This window comes from Bacillus sp. FSL R7-0646 (genome assembly GCF_037969865.1).
Classification (GTDB): domain Bacteria; phylum Bacillota; class Bacilli; order Bacillales; family Bacillaceae; genus Bacillus; species Bacillus licheniformis.
The window spans coordinates 1,025,553-1,041,255 of sequence record NZ_CP150217.1; the positions used below are offsets into that span (position 1 = coordinate 1,025,553).

General features: G+C 47.5%; 16 protein-coding genes. 5 read left to right on the plus strand and 11 right to left on the minus strand.

The genetic code is table 11. The features are described 5' to 3' along the window. Positions 1-52: 52 nt before the first annotated feature. Genes crcB through MKY62_RS05135 form a run of 3 tightly spaced genes read right to left on the minus strand, consistent with a single transcriptional unit; the run spans position 53 to position 1,524 of the window. Complete coding sequence (gene crcB, locus MKY62_RS05125; protein ID WP_003180153.1) at positions 53-409, minus strand: fluoride efflux transporter CrcB; 357 nt, start codon at positions 407-409, stop codon at positions 53-55. After that, entirely contained in the window at positions 406-804 is a 399-nt protein-coding gene (locus tag MKY62_RS05130) for a CrcB family protein (RefSeq protein WP_009328971.1), read from the minus strand. The genes crcB and MKY62_RS05130 overlap by 4 nt, the downstream gene beginning before the upstream one ends. 15 nt (positions 805-819) lie before the next feature. Then, positions 820-1,524 carry a glycerophosphodiester phosphodiesterase family protein gene (locus MKY62_RS05135; protein ID WP_339613966.1) on the minus strand — a complete coding sequence of 235 codons (705 nt, stop codon included), beginning with the start codon at positions 1,522-1,524 and terminating at the stop codon, positions 820-822. Between the two features lie 191 nt (positions 1,525-1,715). Here MKY62_RS05135 and MKY62_RS05140 point away from each other — a divergent pair, with 191 nt between their 5' ends. The 3 genes from MKY62_RS05140 (at position 1,716) to MKY62_RS05150 (ending at position 3,861) form a co-directional block, all read left to right on the plus strand. Next, positions 1,716-1,823 (plus strand): YhdX family protein, encoded by a 108-nt coding sequence (locus tag MKY62_RS05140; protein ID WP_003180159.1) that lies wholly within the window; start codon positions 1,716-1,718, stop codon positions 1,821-1,823. Between the two features lie 183 nt (positions 1,824-2,006). After that, positions 2,007-3,083 (plus strand): mechanosensitive ion channel family protein, encoded by a 1,077-nt coding sequence (locus MKY62_RS05145; protein ID WP_003180161.1) that lies wholly within the window; start codon positions 2,007-2,009, stop codon positions 3,081-3,083. Positions 3,084-3,111: 28 nt separating this feature from the next. Beyond that, a complete protein-coding gene (locus MKY62_RS05150) occupies positions 3,112-3,861 on the plus strand; it encodes an NAD-dependent protein deacylase (RefSeq protein WP_003180163.1) in 750 nt (249 codons plus the stop codon). A gap of 42 nt (positions 3,862-3,903) precedes the next feature. Here MKY62_RS05150 and MKY62_RS05155 read toward each other — a convergent pair whose 3' ends face one another. Both MKY62_RS05155 and MKY62_RS05160 read right to left on the minus strand, forming a co-directional pair. Next, on the minus strand, positions 3,904-4,398 hold the full coding sequence (locus tag MKY62_RS05155; protein WP_003180165.1) for a GNAT family N-acetyltransferase: 495 nt from the start codon (positions 4,396-4,398) through the stop codon (positions 3,904-3,906). A gap of 134 nt (positions 4,399-4,532) precedes the next feature. After that, positions 4,533-5,444 carry a polysaccharide deacetylase family protein gene (locus tag MKY62_RS05160; protein WP_003180166.1) on the minus strand — a complete coding sequence of 304 codons (912 nt, stop codon included), beginning with the start codon at positions 5,442-5,444 and terminating at the stop codon, positions 4,533-4,535. A 297-nt stretch (positions 5,445-5,741) separates the two neighbouring features. On the opposite strand from MKY62_RS05160, the gene dat reads away from it, so the two are divergent. After that, positions 5,742-6,593: a D-amino-acid transaminase gene (gene dat / locus MKY62_RS05165; protein ID WP_003180168.1), complete on the plus strand. Its 852-nt coding sequence runs from the start codon at positions 5,742-5,744 to the stop codon at positions 6,591-6,593. A 38-nt stretch (positions 6,594-6,631) separates the two neighbouring features. On the opposite strand, the gene nhaC is transcribed toward dat, so the two are convergent. Beyond that, positions 6,632-7,990 (minus strand): Na+/H+ antiporter NhaC, encoded by a 1,359-nt coding sequence (gene nhaC / locus MKY62_RS05170; protein ID WP_003180170.1) that lies wholly within the window; start codon positions 7,988-7,990, stop codon positions 6,632-6,634. Positions 7,991-8,225: 235 nt separating this feature from the next. On the opposite strand from nhaC, the gene MKY62_RS05175 reads away from it, so the two are divergent. Then, positions 8,226-9,206 (plus strand): aldose 1-epimerase, encoded by a 981-nt coding sequence (locus tag MKY62_RS05175; RefSeq protein WP_003180172.1) that lies wholly within the window; start codon positions 8,226-8,228, stop codon positions 9,204-9,206. Positions 9,207-9,221: 15 nt separating this feature from the next. On the opposite strand, the gene MKY62_RS05180 is transcribed toward MKY62_RS05175, so the two are convergent. The 5 genes from MKY62_RS05180 to MKY62_RS05200 all read right to left on the minus strand — a co-directional run bounded on the left by MKY62_RS05180 (position 9,222) and on the right by MKY62_RS05200 (position 15,268). Beyond that, the gene (locus tag MKY62_RS05180) at positions 9,222-9,698 is read right to left on the minus strand and encodes a YdhH/YoaO family protein (RefSeq protein WP_003180175.1); all 477 of its coding nucleotides are present in this window, start codon (positions 9,696-9,698) and stop codon (positions 9,222-9,224) included. Positions 9,699-9,771: 73 nt separating this feature from the next. Then, positions 9,772-11,706, minus strand: coding sequence for a TOMM precursor leader peptide-binding protein (locus MKY62_RS05185; RefSeq protein ID WP_003180177.1), 1,935 nt, complete (start codon positions 11,704-11,706; stop codon positions 9,772-9,774). After that, entirely contained in the window at positions 11,706-13,559 is a 1,854-nt protein-coding gene (locus MKY62_RS05190) for a putative thiazole-containing bacteriocin maturation protein (protein ID WP_016886167.1), read from the minus strand. The genes MKY62_RS05185 and MKY62_RS05190 overlap by 1 nt, the downstream gene beginning before the upstream one ends. 114 nt (positions 13,560-13,673) lie before the next feature. Continuing rightward, complete coding sequence (locus tag MKY62_RS05195) at positions 13,674-13,832, minus strand: hypothetical protein (RefSeq protein ID WP_003180182.1); 159 nt, start codon at positions 13,830-13,832, stop codon at positions 13,674-13,676. Between the two features lie 935 nt (positions 13,833-14,767). Then, a complete protein-coding gene (locus tag MKY62_RS05200) occupies positions 14,768-15,268 on the minus strand; it encodes a universal stress protein (RefSeq protein ID WP_011197701.1) in 501 nt (166 codons plus the stop codon). Between the last annotated feature and the right edge of the window lie 435 nt (positions 15,269-15,703).

Below are 15,703 nucleotides of genomic sequence, written 5' to 3' on the forward strand. Positions count from 1 at the left end.
GCTATACAAATCAATAAACCAGAATAATTGGTTCATCATAACACCATCATTTTCACGGAATCAGCATGCTGCCGGCCCAGAATCCGCCGATTGAGCCTGCCATTGTAAGCAGGATGTAAACCGCTGAAGCCTTTACCCGCTTTGCAGCCAAAAGCTGAACAGCTTCAACGCTGAACGTCGAAAATGTTGTGAAGCCTCCGAAAAATCCAGTTCCGACCACGATAGAGACCGTTTGATTGTCAATGCCGAGGCTTATGAATATGCCGAGAGCGAATGAGCCGAGAATATTGATCACCATCACGCTGACCGGAATGCGGGGGCGCGGAATCATCGCCATGAGCACATTGCCCAGCCAAAATCTCAAAACGGACCCGATTCCTCCCGCGATCATAAAAGCAGCTGCCATCATGATTGATACCGCTCCTTTTCTTTCCCCGCAGCTCCGCTGACCTTTTTGCCGATCACGATCCCCAAAAATGCGAAGCATACCCCGCAGGCAAGCGATGCCATCAAGTACAGAACTCCGATGTGAGCGGCCGATTGCAGCAGAAGTACGGTTTCTTTAGAAAAAGCGGACATTGTCGTATACCCGCCGCAAAACCCCGTCCCTAAGCATAATTGGACGAGCGGCTTTTTTGCCCGAGCCGCAAAAAAGCCTGTCAAAAGGCCGAGCAGAAGGCTTCCGGACGCGTTTTCAATAAAAGTCGGCCAAGGAAAAACGGCGGTGCCGCCGAGCAGATTGACTGCGTAGCGCAGCAGCGATCCGATGGCTCCCCCGATAAAAACGGCAACATATGATTTCATACTCTTCCTTCTTTCTCAAAAATAATCCGGGTAGTCGGTAATGATCCCATCGATTTTCCAGATTTTGAGGCGGCTTCCCGTTTTCTGCCCGTTGACCGTCCAAGCCAGCGCCTTCAAATCACAGCTGTGAATCGATTTGATCAGAAAAGGGCTGATCATCGTAGCTTTCAGGCTGACGTATTGGGCAAACGAAGCGATTTGCCGCAGCCGGCCGCGCGGCAGCAATCCAAATCTCGGCCTGATCAAAACGGCAGTCTGAATCGAAGGATACATGTGATGAAACGCCCTCATGGCGCCGGCGTCAAACGACTGGACAATTGTGTTCATTGAACGGCCATACCGGCTGATCAGTTGTCCGGCCGCTTTTTCGATTCCGGGCTGGGTTTTGGACGACTTGATTTCGATGAGAAGGCCCGTCTTATTGTGATACTTCCTCAGAACAGCTTCAAGTGAAGGGATTTTTTCGCCTTGATATTCAGGGCCGAACCAGCTTCCTGCATCCAGCTGTTCGAGCTCATTCATCGTATACTCGCGAACGAAACCGGTACCGTTCGTCGTTCTGTCAACCTTGTCATCGTGGATGACGGCAAGTTTTCCATCCTTTGTAATCTGTATGTCGAGTTCGATAAAATCAGCCCCGAGCTCCACCGCTTTTTCAAAAGCGGCAAACGTATTTTCTGGGGCGTAAGCCGAGGCTCCGCGATGTGCGATAATATGCAAACATGTCAGCTCCTCTTGATAAAATCTTTCCATCACAAGGATACCCGATTTTGGCGATGCAAGTAAATCCTTTGACTAAAGCGGACAAAAGGCAGGGGGAAGAGATGTGCGACAAATTTCGGCAAAATGGTACAAAAGTATCATTTACTAAAAATTCTGATATTTTATAATGGACAAAAGGAGGCGAGATGATGGGTAAAGGGAGAATTAAAGTGGAAGAACGGATTAAGATCGAAACCGATGCTGAAATGTTTAAAGCGACTCTCCTTGATCAAACACAGTCTCAGAAGAAGAAATAGCGGTGTTGGCCCGTATCACGTTGTCTCTGGGAACAATAAAATAGAATGATCATCAGGCTGCCGAAGGTGTTCGGCGGCCTTTTATGCGTGGCATCGGTATTTTTGGCGTACAATAAAGTGAGAAATTTTTTGCTCGTTTTAGTATAATAAAAGCTTGATGAGTGAAATAAGGGAGAGAAAGCAATGTTCGAAAAGTATATGACAATGGATTTCGCTGCCGATATCGGGATCAGCATCGGTATCCTTCTTTTATTTTTCGCGTTTAGAAAAATATTTACGAAGTACTTATTCAACCTGATACTGAAATTGACGAATAAGACGAAAACGGACTTTTTCAATCAGGTGGTGCTGGCGTTTGAAAAGCCGGCCAGGTGGTTTTTTGCGATACTCGGTATTTATCTGGCGATTATTTATTCCCCGTTTTTTGAGGGGCATATGGGGATCGTTCATAAACTGTACAGAGTGTCCGTGATTTTGGTCATTGTAAGCGGCCTGTATAACTTAACGGCGGCTTCGTCTGTTTTATTCGATAAAATCAATAAGCGGCTTGAGCTTGATATGGATGATATTCTTGCGCCGTTTTTGTCCAAGATTCTCCGATTTATCATTGTAGCGCTTGGAATCAGCGTCATCGCCGGAGAGTTCAATTATGATGTCAACGGATTTGTTGCCGGACTCGGGCTCGGCGGATTCGCTTTTGCCCTTGCGGCAAAAGACACAGTCGGAAACTTTTTCGGCGGAGTTGTCATTATTATGGAGAAGCCTTTTACAATCGGCGATTGGATTGAAACGAAAATTGTCACAGGAACTGTTGAAGATATATCGTTCAGAAGCACGAAAGTCCGCACGGCCGGAGAGGCTCTCGTTACCGTTCCCAACTCTGTGCTGGCCAACGAAGCGATCATGAACTGGACGAAAATGCGAAAGCGTCAGGTCACCTTTACGCTCGAAATCGATCCGTCAACCCCGCGGGAGAAAGTCGAGCGGTGTGTGGAGCGTTTTAAAGAAATGCTCGAATCGCACGAAGGGGTCAACCCGGATGTCATTATGGTCAATTTCGATGTCCTGAAGGATACGCATTTAAGCATCTTCTTCAACTACTATACAAATACGACGGTCTGGGCCGAAAACTTGGACGTCAGACAGGATGTGAACTACCGCATTCTTGACATTATGAAAGAGGAGCAGGTTGATTTTGTTTCTCCGGGGCACAGCCTCTTTGAGTTGAAGAAAATGAAAGATCAGCAAGGAAATGCTTAGAAACAGTTTTTGAAGGGAGACAAGCCAAATGGAGGAAGAAGCCCTGAGATTTGCGGATATGATCGAAAATGCCGAGCGCATTACCGTTTTGACAGGCGCCGGTATGAGCACGGAATCAGGCATTCCTGATTTTCGTTCAGCCGGCGGCATATGGACGGAAGATCTGTCGAGAATGGAAGCGATGAGCCGTGATTATTACGAACGATATCCAAAATTGTTTTGGCCGAAGTTTAAAGAGCTTTTTCAAATGAAAATGACGGGAACTTATCGGCCGAATGACGGGCACCTTTATTTAGCCGAACTCGAGAAAAGCGGTAAGGATGTCAGGGTGTTCACGCAGAATATCGACGGGCTGCATCTTAAGGCGGGAAGCCGCCATGTATATGAACTGCACGGTTCGATTCAAACAGCCGCTTGCCCAAAATGCGGGGCGCGCTACGGTCTTGACCACATTCTTCAAGAAGAAGTGCCAAGGTGCAATCGCGTCAATGGCAAGGGGAGAGCATGCGGATTTATATTAAAAACGGATGTCGTGCTGTTCGGCGACGCCGTTCAGCATTTCGACACGCTTTTTGAAGTCCTCAACGAATCCGACCTGCTTCTGGTGATCGGCACTTCACTCGAAGTGGCGCCTGTCAGGTTTGTTCCTGAAGAAGCGCACCTGATCCCCGGTTTGAAGAAAGCCATGATCAATCTCGATGAAACGCCTTACGATCATTTATTCGACATTGTCATCAATCAAAAAATCGCCGAGTTTGTTCGGAAACTCAATCATTAAAAAGGAAGACGCTCCAGACCGGAGCGTCTTTTTTGATCTTCATCACAGTTTTTTATAATAAAAAACGGATGCATCGAGCCGGCCGTCTGCAGATTCCGCGTATTCAGGAATGCGTCCGGCTTCGGCAAAGCCGAGCGAAGCGTAAAGGAGGTTGGAGGGGTCTTTTTCCCTTGTATCCAGCACGAGAAGAGATCTGCCTTCCTGTTTCGCCCTGTCGATCGCTTTTTGCATTAACGATTTGGCGACGCCCTGCCGCCTGAAGGCGGGATCTGTCATTAACTTGCAGATTTCCGCTCTGTGGCGGCCGTTTTGTTTTGTGCATAAGTGCAATTGAACACTTCCTGCGATCCGGCCATTTTGTTTGGCAATCCATAAAACCGAATCCGGTGCGACGGCTGTTTTCCAGTAAGCCTCCGCCAGCCGCTTTTCGAGCGGAGGCAGAAAGCCGACTGATGCCCCGTCATCGACGACGCGGATGAGAAGCTCGGCCAATTGATTGGCATATTCCGCGGTTGAATGCAACTCTTCGATTTTCATTTACCCACCCCATGGTATAAAGATAACTGCATCATAATCAGAAAACTGTTTTTTTGGCAACAAGTGTGTCAGATAATCACACTCGAGGGAGGAAATAAAAAAATCCCCTTCATCAGGGGATCAGACAATGGATGTTATTCATGAACGGGTGTCATGGATTCATCAAGTGTTGCAAATGAATACCCCATGTTTTTTAAATTTGTCAGCAATAACGGCAATGATTGAACCGTTGAAGGAATATCGTGCATCAGGATCACGATCGGCTGTTTTGTCTGCCGCTTTTCCAGGATATTCAGCTGGTTCATGACTTCCGGAACGAATTTTTGGCTTCTGTATTTCCAGTCCAGGCTGTCAATATTCCAGTCCCAATAAATAAATCCGTTCTTTTTCAGCACTTTTTTCTGCGCTTCGGTCAGCGACGGTTTGCTTCCGTACGGCGTTCTGATCAAATGGGTTTCAACCCCGGTGATAGACTTCAGCGTTTTTTGAGCCTGCTTCATTTCCAGATTAGGAGAATTGGCGCCTTTATAAAATTGCTTTTGGTCATGGGTCACCCCGTGAAGTCCAAGTGCATGGCCCTGCTGCTTCATATTGAGAACGGCTTCTTTGTGAAGCTTCATGTTCGGTTCGAGCATGAAGAATGTCGCTTTAGCATCATGTTCGGATAAAATTTGCAGCAGCCTTTGGCTTACGGCTGAAGGCCCATCGTCAAACGTCAAATAAACCGTTTTTTCCTTCGATTTTTCTTTCTTTTTTTCCGCAGCAGCTTTTTGCTTCTCTTTTTCCTGCTTGCGCTTTTCGATCTGCTGTTTTGTGCTCAAGTGATCGAGAAGTTCGCCTTGCGTTGCTTTTTTGAGCGGAACGCTGTCTCCTTCATGCCTCATTTGGCTGTTTTCCGACACCGTAAGCTCTCTTTTCTCAGTAGCGGCAGAGGACTGTGAAAGGTCCCACACGTACAGGAGAATCAGACACAACACGAAAAAGCACGCTGCTTTCGTCAACAAATAAGCTACAGATGGGGCAGTTTTTTTTGATACTTGGCGCATGTCACTCTCTCCGTATCATTTTTCTCGTTCCGATTCCATTATGAGATAGAATGCTAGTCTCATAAAATAATGGATCACAATGTCTAAGTATACAGGATTGGAAAGAAGATGAATACAGGATGAAGGGAAAAATATATCAAATTTTAAGAGAAAATGTTGAACGATAAGGAATGCTGCTTTTTTGATCCTGAAGGCGGAAAAAAGTTTTTGGAAATATTGCACTATTTTGATCGGCAGGGTCGTGTTAGAATGGAATGGAGAAAATTCAGAAGTCAACAAAAATAAGGGGATGGAGAAATGAAAGTTCTTTTTAACGGCCGGCTGATTGAACGGAGCGAGTGTGCGGTTGATATTGAGGACAGAGGCTACCAATTTGGAGACGGCGTCTATGAAGTCATCCGCATTTACAATGGAATTTTGTTCACGCTTGATGAACACATTGCCCGCTTATATAAAAGCGCAGCCGAAATCGGAATCGACCTGTCTTTTTCAGAAGCCGAGCTGAAAAGCCAGCTGAAAGAGCTCGTCGACATCAATCAGATGCGGGAAGGCGGGCTGTATCTTCAAGTGACAAGGGGAAAAGCTCCGAGGAAGCATCAATACGGAGCAGGGCTTACGCCTCAGGTGACGGCTTATACATTTCCTATTCAGAAGCCTGAAAAAGAACAGCAAAACGGCGTTTCGGCTATTACTGCGGACGACATGCGCTGGCTGAGGTGCGACATTAAAAGCTTAAATCTGTTGTACAACGTCATGATCAAGCAAAAAGCGCATGAAGCTTCTTCATTCGAAGCGATCTTAATTCGCGACGGTTTGGTGACGGAAGGGACGTCTTCAAATGTTTATGTCGTCAAACAAAACGCTATCTACACCCATCCTGCGACAACGCTCATCTTAAACGGCATCACGCGGATGAAAGTTCTTCAGCTGTGTGAAGAGAACGGCTTGAATTATGTAGAAAAAGCGGTGACAAAGGATGAATTGCTGAATGCGGATGAAGTATTCATCACGTCAACGACAGCCGAAGTCATTCCGGTCACCTCGATTGACGGGCAAACAATCGGCTCCGGAGCGCCCGGACCGCTCACAAAAAATGTGCAGACCGCTTTGCAAAACAGCATTTTGTCGGAAACAGCCAAAACGGTTTAACAAAGAAAAACGCCGTCTCCTGGGGAAACGGCGTTTTTTTATTTGCGGAAACCGAACAAAATCGAAAAGAGCGGCGATAAATAAAGGAAAAACACAAACGGCAAATATTCAATGACGGGAACGCCGAGCGCTGTGGACATGAACGCGCCGCTGACTCCCCATGGGATCATCGGATTAATTAATGTCCCTCCGTCTTCAAGTGATCTCGACAAATGCTTCCGGTCGATTCCAAGCTTGTCATACAGCTTTTTAAAGGACTGACCGGGAATCAAGATCGATAAATACTGTTCTCCTGTCGCCAGGTTCATGCCGATGCTTGATGAAACGGTTGAGAACACAAGCCGGCCTTTCGTATGAATGCCCTTGATTACGCCTTCAAGCAGGCTTGTAATCATGCCGATCTTTTCCATGAGACCGCCGAGCGCGAATGCGATGATGATGAGAGAAACAGAGCCCATCATCGATTGAAGGCCGCCGCGATTTAAAATCTTTTCAACGGCTTCAGTATCGGCTGAGAAAACCGGGCCATTCTGCATCGCTGACAAAAACGATGAAATGCCGGCGTCAGGCTGAATCAGCGCGGCAAAAATTCCGGCGGAAACGATCCCTGCTGCAAGCGACGGAATGACGGGCGTCCGTCTGACAGCAAGTACAATCACAAGCAGAGGCGACAGAAGCGTGAAGACGCTGATGTTGACCATGCCTTCTATTCCGTTTATGATCGCTTGAATGTTTTCGGTTGAAGCCGGTGCCGCCGTTAAAGAACGGCCCATGAAAAAGAAAAGCAAAATCGTGATCAAAAGAGCGGGGATCGTCGTTCCCGCCATATGTCTGATATGCTTGAAAATCGGAAGCTCCCCGACTCCTGCGGCAAAGTTGGTCGTGTCTGACATTGGAGACATTTTGTCGCCGAAGCAGGCGCCGCAAATCACGGCTCCCGCCGCCCATGTCAGTGGAACGCCTGCCGCCGCGGCCACACCGATGAGGGCGACGCCGATCGTGCTGACCGTCGTAAAGCTGGAGCCGACCAATGAACTGATCACAAGACAGCTGAAAAGTGCGGTGAGCAGCAGGTGCTGCGGTTCAATCAGATTCAACGCGTAAACCGTTACCGTCGGAATCGCGCCGCTGTACTCCCAGACTCCGATTAAGATGCCGATTAGGCAAAGGATGATGATCGGCTGAACGCCATTTCGGATGCCTGAGACAATGCCGCTCTCAAGATCTTTCCAAGAATGCCCTTTCACCGCGCCGACAGCGGCCAAAAAACCGACGCAAATCAAAAGCGGTATGTGCGGTTCTGCTTTAAATATGAATAAGCAGGTGAAAATAATAAACAATATGGCCATAAACAATAGAGCCGATATGGAAAACGATAGTCGTTTTTCGTTTGACAAATCATACACCTCATTAGAAGAAATCTCTTTCTTTAATACTTTTATGCTTTTGTGCGTAAACGTATTATAACAGAAAAATAGATCATATACTTAAATTAAAATATTTCAAACATTTTTCAAAGGTTCGCCCATTCTATTTTGAAAGCGCTGACTTTTTTAAGATATAATAGATTGGAGAAAGGCATGTATTTGATACACGTTTCAATATCCTTAAGCCAAAATAGGGGGAAATGCGATGTCTTGCACTGTTCAGAAAAGCCGGTTTTTACATGAGGAAGCGATACGGTTTGAAAATGATGATTTAGAGGCAGTACTTGTGCCCGGGTGGGGAAGCAATTTGATTTCATTGAGGTGGAAGGCGGGCGGTTTGAATTTGTTGAAAACGCCTGAAACAAAGGAAGAATATGACGCGAATCCGTTTTTATTCGGAATCCCTGTTCTTTTTCCTCCCAACCGGATCGATCACGGGAGATTTACATATGCGGGAAGAACATACGAGCTGCCGATCAATGAAAAGCCGCTCGAAAACCACCTGCACGGATTTCTTTACGATAAAAAGTGGACGGTAAAAAAAATGGAGGCAACAGAAGAGCGGATCATCGTGCAGACGATGCTGGACTCTGATGATCATCCGGGCATCAAATCGATCTTCCCTCACTCTTTTTCCATCACCATCACCTACACATTAGAAGGACAGCATCTGAAAATTGATGCGTCGGCTGTCAACCGCGGTCAAGATCCGATGCCGATCGGATTGGGGTATCACACATCTTTCCGCTATCCTTTAAACGAATCAGGGGATAAAGAAAAGTGCCTGTTTACTCTTCCTGCCTCAAAGCATTGGACGCTGACAGACCGCATGCTGCCGACTGGCGAGTATCGGGTGACAGAGGAGTTCAAAGCGGGAAAAATGGCAGCGGGTGAAAGGCTTGATGATATATTGGCGGCTGAGCAAGACCAAGAAGGAAACAGCACCGCCGTCATTGCGGACAGCCTCGCCGGCATTCGCGTACGCTATCAATGCGACGGCCATTTTAAGCACTGGGTTGTGTTTAACGGTACATCTGATCAGGATGATCTGCTTTGTATTGAGCCATACACTTGGATGACGAATGCACCGAACGTGAACCTTCCGAAGAGTGTGACCGGATTTCGGGATTTGGGGCCGCAGGAAGAGCTGACGATGCGAAGCAAAATTGAGGTAGGCGGAATATAATCGATATTCCGCCTTTTACCATGAGCTTTTATCAAGCGTAAATCCTGTATGGGACGCTTGTTTGCCCTCTCTCCAATCCAATTGAACCGTCACCTCGCGGCCGGCGATTTCAGCTTCTTCAAGCCCTTCCAAAAAAGAAACGGATTGTTCTTTTGACCCTCCGCCGGGGAATTTGCCTCCCGCGTAATCTTTCACCGGCGTTTCGATTTGGGCGTTCAAAACGATTTCATCACCAAACTTTACGACCAATTTTTCCAAATATGTATCGTCCAGCTTGCCGCGGTCGCCTGTCCAGTAGAGCTCTCCGCCGAACAGCGCGCGGCCATCTATCTTTTTGATCACGGCCTCCCAATTTCCGTCGGCGCTTTGCCCGTTCCATTTTGGGTATTCCGCCATATAAAAACCGATCAGCCTCCCGCCGAAATAAACGGCGCAAAAGGCCATGAAAAGGGAGGCGATGAAAAGCACCGGCCGCTTGTATTCCTGTTTCATATTAACCACCGCCTAAAAAGTTCTGCTTTAATCATAAAGCAGAACAATCGGAAAAAATATATTCTCTTAAATTTTAAGGGAACGGGTGCGGGTGCAGGTTCAGCTGTTCTGGTCTTAACGGCTCTTCCGCAAAGCCGAGCTTCTTCGGCACGGTGAAAATTCTCTCAAGCCCTTCCAGGCGGATGAAGCGCTGTCCGAATGTCATCGGAATCAGGCCCGGGATGAGAACTTTCACACAATAAAGTCCATTCCGTTTGATAACAGGGGAAGTCTGATCAACGACGATCACTTCAAGGTTGAGACTCCGGAAAGCTTCAAGCAGGTCGCAGAGGTCTTCGGTTAAATCAAGGTGTTTCTTTCTTTTTTTAAAGGCATCGTCGAATGTTTGCAGAGGCCGGCTTTGATTCAGCAAAAAACTGAGCCGCTCTTCCGCTTCGGGCAGTCCGTACATTAAGCTGTGATCCTCCATTTCCCGCACTAAAGCAGGACTGCGGAGCATCTGGTGATATTTGCTCCTTTCAGATTCAAATTTGCGGTCGTGCTTCAACATCATGCCTGCCAGCTCATGAAGGGCGCTTTTCACCGCTTTTACGGGATCGGGGTGGGCGCCTGCGGAACAAATCAGATTCAATCCTTCCCGTTTTCTGTTTTTGGCGATCGCCCAAATGCTTGGAATGCCGTATTCCATCGTTGAATTAAAGACATGCAGATCATATCCCGCCACACTTCGCACCCTCTCTGTCATGAGGCGCAATTCCGGATCTCCTGAAGAGTCGAGATCCAGCTGCCGAAGTGGAAGCCTGGCATACCAGGCAAGCAAAAATGAATCGCGCTCAGCCGCTTCTAATATGCCGTGGAAAATCGCTTCCTCCAAACTCCCTCCGAGTGCACAGCCGTTCGATGTTTCATAGACAAAGCTGTCTTCCCGCCCCAGGCTGTAATACGCGAGCGATTCAGGAACGAGAATCGGCCGTTTCTGCAGAAATGAATAGCCCCATACCCAGCGGAGCGGGCGGGCCGGATGAAACGGCTGAAAAGGAAAATCGGGATGCGTGTATTGTTCGGCTTGATGAAGCCCGACTTTTGCCGGGTCGAGCGCACGATCTTTTACATTTTCATAGGTGTCATGTACGACCGTCCGTTTGCCGCGCGGTTCAATCCCGGAATAGCGTTCCAAACCTTCTAAAATGGCGGTTAATTCGCTGTCTTCATACGAATGGCTCCGCCCACCTACCCCTTCATTTCCCATCCATAAAGGGATATTGACGATCATATCGGCAAACGGCAGAATCGCGTCATAAATTTTGGCGTTGAATATCCCCGTTCTCTGGTCCAAATAGTCTTTGGAGAGCGTTTGTTTTAAGTCGTCCGTGTTCCGCACGCGAAAGCTGTCCGGGTTCGTTTTCAGGCTGGGCCGGAGCGATATCCGCGCGGATTCCGGTCCGTCTTCGGGCAGATTTCCGCATATAGGGCATGTCGGTTCCGGTATGAAAGCGTGCAGCGAACTTTCTAGCGTTTTCAAATTGACGATGTACAGCTTTTTTTCCAATCGGCCGCGCCCGCCGTTCATGATGGTGTCGACTTCTGTGCAGATCAGGCTGACCATCTGGCGGCAGCCGGTCTTTGAAGCCCACGGATCGCGGTTTATGTCATTGCTTTTTTGTTCCAGTTCAAGCGTCTCCATGCTGTCGGGGCCGGAGACATACCACCTCATATCGGCGCATTTTGAACATCCTGACTCTGACGGATAAACGAGCGGCCCGATTACCCCTTCCCCAAAAGATGCAAACCCGCGAAGCCAGGGAATCCCTGCCGCCCTTAGCACTTTTTCGGCCTCGCGATATAACAAAGGCCGCCAAGCGTCGTGCAGCACAAGAACGAACGAAGTCTCCGCCGGTATTCTGTTCTCAAAATCAGACCTGCGGATAACGTTATATTCAGCAGATAATTGTTGTGATGCGCCTTCAGCCATCAATCCTTCGCCAACGACCAAAATACAGCGCTTCATCAAGGTTCCTCCTTTCGCAACTGCACGCAATAGATTCCTGCTAGTTTTTCTTTTAAAAATGGTTCAACAGGCAGCTCATAGACATACAGCTGCAAGCCCCGGTTGTTTTTCAAGGCGGAAAGCAGTGTTTTTTGCAAAGCAGCTGAAACGGGGATAGCAAGCTTCAGTTCACCAGGCTCCAGCAGAACATCCGCACCTTTCAAAGGATCTTTGTCTGTCAGTGCCCGTTCGAGCACTTTTCTGAGAGCGGATGTGATGTTGAGTCCAGAACTTCTGTACCAGCGCCCGCGAATTCCCGCCCATGCGACAGGGAAGCCTTCTATGTTTTTCCCTAAACCGATTTCCGGTTGGCCGTACAAGACTGTCAGCGCTTTTAAATAAAATGCAGAATGCCGGTCTTCGATTCCGTCCAGCTGAACGAGGGAAATCATTTCTTTTCCGCTTTTTATCCGTTCGCACAACCGGTGTTCCAGGCATTTCTCCAATCCCCTTAATACGCCTTCAGCCAGCGTTTCTCCGGTGGCGATCGCGAAATCTCCGTTATTCGGATAAGAACGGGTCAACCTTGATGCATACATTTCAATCCCCGTCAGCCCGGCTTCCCGCCGCGCCTCTTGATGGGTCAAACCGACCGAAACCGTCTCAGGCAAAAGCTCCGCAGGTCCGGAAGAGAGCGGATCTGCTGTCTGAACAAAGCATTGTGCTAATGGAAGCTGCGGCAAATGTTTTTCTTCCCACAGATGAAAAATGCCCGTTACGGGTGAGGTCAGTTCGGTGAAACATTGGAATAGCCGGCTTTCTGTTTCTTTTCCGGGGTGTTCCGAAAGTTTCGCTTCAAGGTCGCAGATGAGTTCAGCCGAATCCTTGCCGCAACTGAAGTCCGGATGGGGAAGAAACGCATGCCAGCCGCCTTCGAGCGTTGCCAAATCAAGCAGGTACACTTGATTCTTCTTAGATAATGGCTCAAGCTCCGCAGCTGCTTTCATCAATTCGAACACAATAACATTTGCCAGCATGTCTTTTCCTGCCAAAGGAAAGGTTCCAAGCGTTCGTTCTTCATGGAGCGCAGACCGATGGAGGCGCCTCCAGGCAGCCTCGAAGCGGCTGTCTCCGTGTTGTTGGAAGACAGGGCCTGCCAGTCCGACTTGTTTCAGACAGATGCCGGGTATGAATCCTTTGTTCTCTTCAAGGCAAAACGTTTGAAGATCGTGGAGATCATCTGTGAAGCCGCGGTCAGAGACATACAAAACCCAATCGGCAGATCGCACCGCTTCCCGCCAATGTTGCGTTTCGGCGAAGCCAATCTCCAGTCCGCTTTCTGTTTGCTCTGATATTTCTGCCAGTTCGTCTAAAGCATGCCCGGATGCATCCGTCACGATCGCACGGATTCTTGAAAAACCGGAATCGATCAGCGACCGGACCAATTTCGTGAGAAAGGAGCCAGTCCCTGCAGCCAATATTTTGGTTTGGCGCGACAGCTGAAAGCGGTAAGCGCCGGAATCGGCAAAGCTTTCAATAAATTCGATTTGGGCTTCATACGTTTTAAGCACTGAGCTTTCCAGTTTGTGCGGGTGATCGCGGCTGACGTCGCGAACGAATCCGTTTTTATAAAGCGTTTCTCCGATTTCATATACTCTCTTTCGGTACGGAGCTTGCAGTCCTTTTGTCAAATCTTCAAGCGAATGTTCCCCGTTGAACATTGGCAGAAGTTTTTCGAACCATTGAGCAATCGAAGATCCTTTTATGCGAAACGACCCGGAATTATTTCTAAAATACGCGCCGCCGTTCGGATCAGGAAGAAACCATGTATCCCGGTTTACTTTCAGGCGAGCGGAAGCAGTCAGGTGTGTCATGCTCCTCCTCCTTTAATGTTTTAAAAACAAGACATACCATTATATGTAATTTTGTTTGTCCTTTATGCTATAAAAGACCCCCTGCGGCAAAAGAGGCAGGGGAAGTCTTCTTTTTTATAAAAAAACTACATGCCTCCGTGCCAGCAGCTCCAGCAGCAATGTCCCGCACAGCTCCAGCAGCTGTGTCCCGCACAGCTCCAGCAGCTGTGTCCCGCACAGCTCCAGCAGCTGTGTCCCATGCAGCTCCAACAGCTGTGTCCCGCGCAGCTCCAACAGCTGGCACAGCTTCCGCAGCTCCAGCAGCTTGCGCAGTGTTTAACATTGGCGTGATGGCGGTCCGGATCCCAATGCGTCATATCGTCTGCCTGGAAGTGATCCATCTCCAACGACTGCAGTTCATCATGGAATGGTTGCATTTTAATATCCCCCTTCATCGTTAAAATTTTTGACCAAAACACAGTAAAAGAAGAATGAAACATAAGCAAAGTCAGATTAAGTCAAATACCCCGGGTACTCACAAGATCAAATTATGAGGTCTGTTAGGTGGTTGTTACTAATTTGAACGCCTATTTTTCCTGTTATTGGATTTTGTTGGAGGGAGGTTTTTATTTTGCGGCCATACTTGCGGCAGTTTATTGATATAAAGATCGTTGGAGGCTGGGAGAGGATGAAATCCTAGGCTAAGTAGAGATGTAGCATCAAAGAATGCAATCTATGAAAATAAGGTATTAATAAAAATTTGACTCTAAAAAAACGGATTCGATTGGTAATGAATTTCAATGTAGTGAAAGTCGAATTCTCAAGGGAAAGTCGTAAATTAATGCAAAAATAACTTCTGGAAACAAACATCTAAAGTAAAGAAAGCATAGAGGGTAAAGGTAGCTATTCGGCTTACGGATTAGCAGGAAAAAATCAATTGGCGTTGTATATAGCAGTGAAGCATCTTCTAAGGACACAGTGCTCTTGCAGTTTTATGCTGATGCGAATGCTTATGTATCAGTTGCTACAAAAACTCTTTCAACAAGTATGCTTTCTAATAATTTGATAGAGAAGGAGAGATTGCCTTGGCCAATTTTTCAATAATAAATGCGGTTATTGTATTAGGAGTCTTACTATTAATTGTTTGGGGGATTGTCTCCTTTATTAGAAATTCAAGAGGATCATAACATGATGAAAGGCCGGACAACAGACCGGCCTCTTTTAAATCGTTATTTCACAATCAGCACGGGGATCTCCGATTTTGTCGATATCTTGTCGCTGACGCTGCCGAACAGGAGCTTTTTCAGGCGGTTCTGGTCGCGCGTACCTGTGATGACGAGGTCAGCGCCGATGTTTTCCGCATGCTGCAGAACTGCGTTGGCCGTGTCTCCTTCCAGCACCTCGATTTCCGCGTCGTACTGGTTTTCGCTCAATATGATTTTCGCTGCCGCAATCGCTTCTTCCGCGCTGTCCTCGTAGATCATGGGTTCACCGGCCAAGTCTGAATCGCGGGGGATCCGGGGTGCGGCCGGGAAGCCGCTGTAAAGGTATGGCGCTCCGGCAGCTGGTCTTTCGGCCGCAGCCTCTGTTCTCACTTGCCTCGGTTCATGGACATGGGCGACGGTCAATTGTGAGCCGAGCCTTTTCGACAGGTCGATCGCTTTTCTCAGCGCTTTTTTGCTTTCCTCTTTTCCGTCAAACGCGACTATGATCCGGTCAGCTTTAAACAAATTGATCATTCCTTTCAGAATGGATTTACTGTCATATTACCCGTTTTCCCAACAAATCTAACGAAATATAAGAATATGAATCAAAAGCCTGCCATTCGCCAAAAAAACAAATTGACAATTAAAGGGCCGTACTATAAGATGGAAAATATTAATAAGATTGGAGGGTATCGTCATGATTAGAAATATCAATGCATCAGTTCAACAACAAAAGCACCTAAACGTGACATTTCCATACCTTCCTTATGCTCAGGAATCCGTTTCACTCTAACAATTTTCAGAAGGAAGGCGCATGTCGCGTGAACAAGCGTACATGCGCCTTTTTATATTAAAAAAGGCATGCTGGTACACAGTGTGCCTTTTTTTTCGGAGAAAAAACATCCTGTTTCCGATGCGGAGCAGCATGTTTTTCCAATAAATCAACCGCACATAAGGAGG

Excerpts from the sequence above, each read along its gene's own strand:
- MKY62_RS05190 (WP_016886167.1), bottom strand. The coding sequence starts at position 13,559 with ATGACACACCTGACTGCTTCCGCTCGCCTGAAAGTAAACCGGGATACA.
- MKY62_RS05130 (WP_009328971.1), bottom strand. The coding sequence starts at position 804 with ATGAAATCATATGTTGCCGTTTTTATCGGGGGAGCCATCGGATCGCTG.
- MKY62_RS05140 (WP_003180159.1), top strand. The coding sequence starts at position 1,716 with ATGGGTAAAGGGAGAATTAAAGTGGAAGAACGGATTAAGATCGAAACC.
- MKY62_RS05175 (WP_003180172.1), top strand. The coding sequence starts at position 8,226 with ATGTCTTGCACTGTTCAGAAAAGCCGGTTTTTACATGAGGAAGCGATA.
- MKY62_RS05185 (WP_003180177.1), bottom strand. The coding sequence starts at position 11,706 with ATGAAGCGCTGTATTTTGGTCGTTGGCGAAGGATTGATGGCTGAAGGC.
- MKY62_RS05145 (WP_003180161.1), top strand. The coding sequence starts at position 2,007 with ATGTTCGAAAAGTATATGACAATGGATTTCGCTGCCGATATCGGGATC.
- dat (WP_003180168.1), top strand. The coding sequence starts at position 5,742 with ATGAAAGTTCTTTTTAACGGCCGGCTGATTGAACGGAGCGAGTGTGCG.
- MKY62_RS05155 (WP_003180165.1), bottom strand. The coding sequence starts at position 4,398 with ATGAAAATCGAAGAGTTGCATTCAACCGCGGAATATGCCAATCAATTG.
- MKY62_RS05150 (WP_003180163.1), top strand. The coding sequence starts at position 3,112 with ATGGAGGAAGAAGCCCTGAGATTTGCGGATATGATCGAAAATGCCGAG.
- crcB (WP_003180153.1), bottom strand. The coding sequence starts at position 409 with ATGATGGCAGCTGCTTTTATGATCGCGGGAGGAATCGGGTCCGTTTTG.
- MKY62_RS05160 (WP_003180166.1), bottom strand. The coding sequence starts at position 5,444 with ATGCGCCAAGTATCAAAAAAAACTGCCCCATCTGTAGCTTATTTGTTG.
- MKY62_RS05180 (WP_003180175.1), bottom strand. The coding sequence starts at position 9,698 with ATGAAACAGGAATACAAGCGGCCGGTGCTTTTCATCGCCTCCCTTTTC.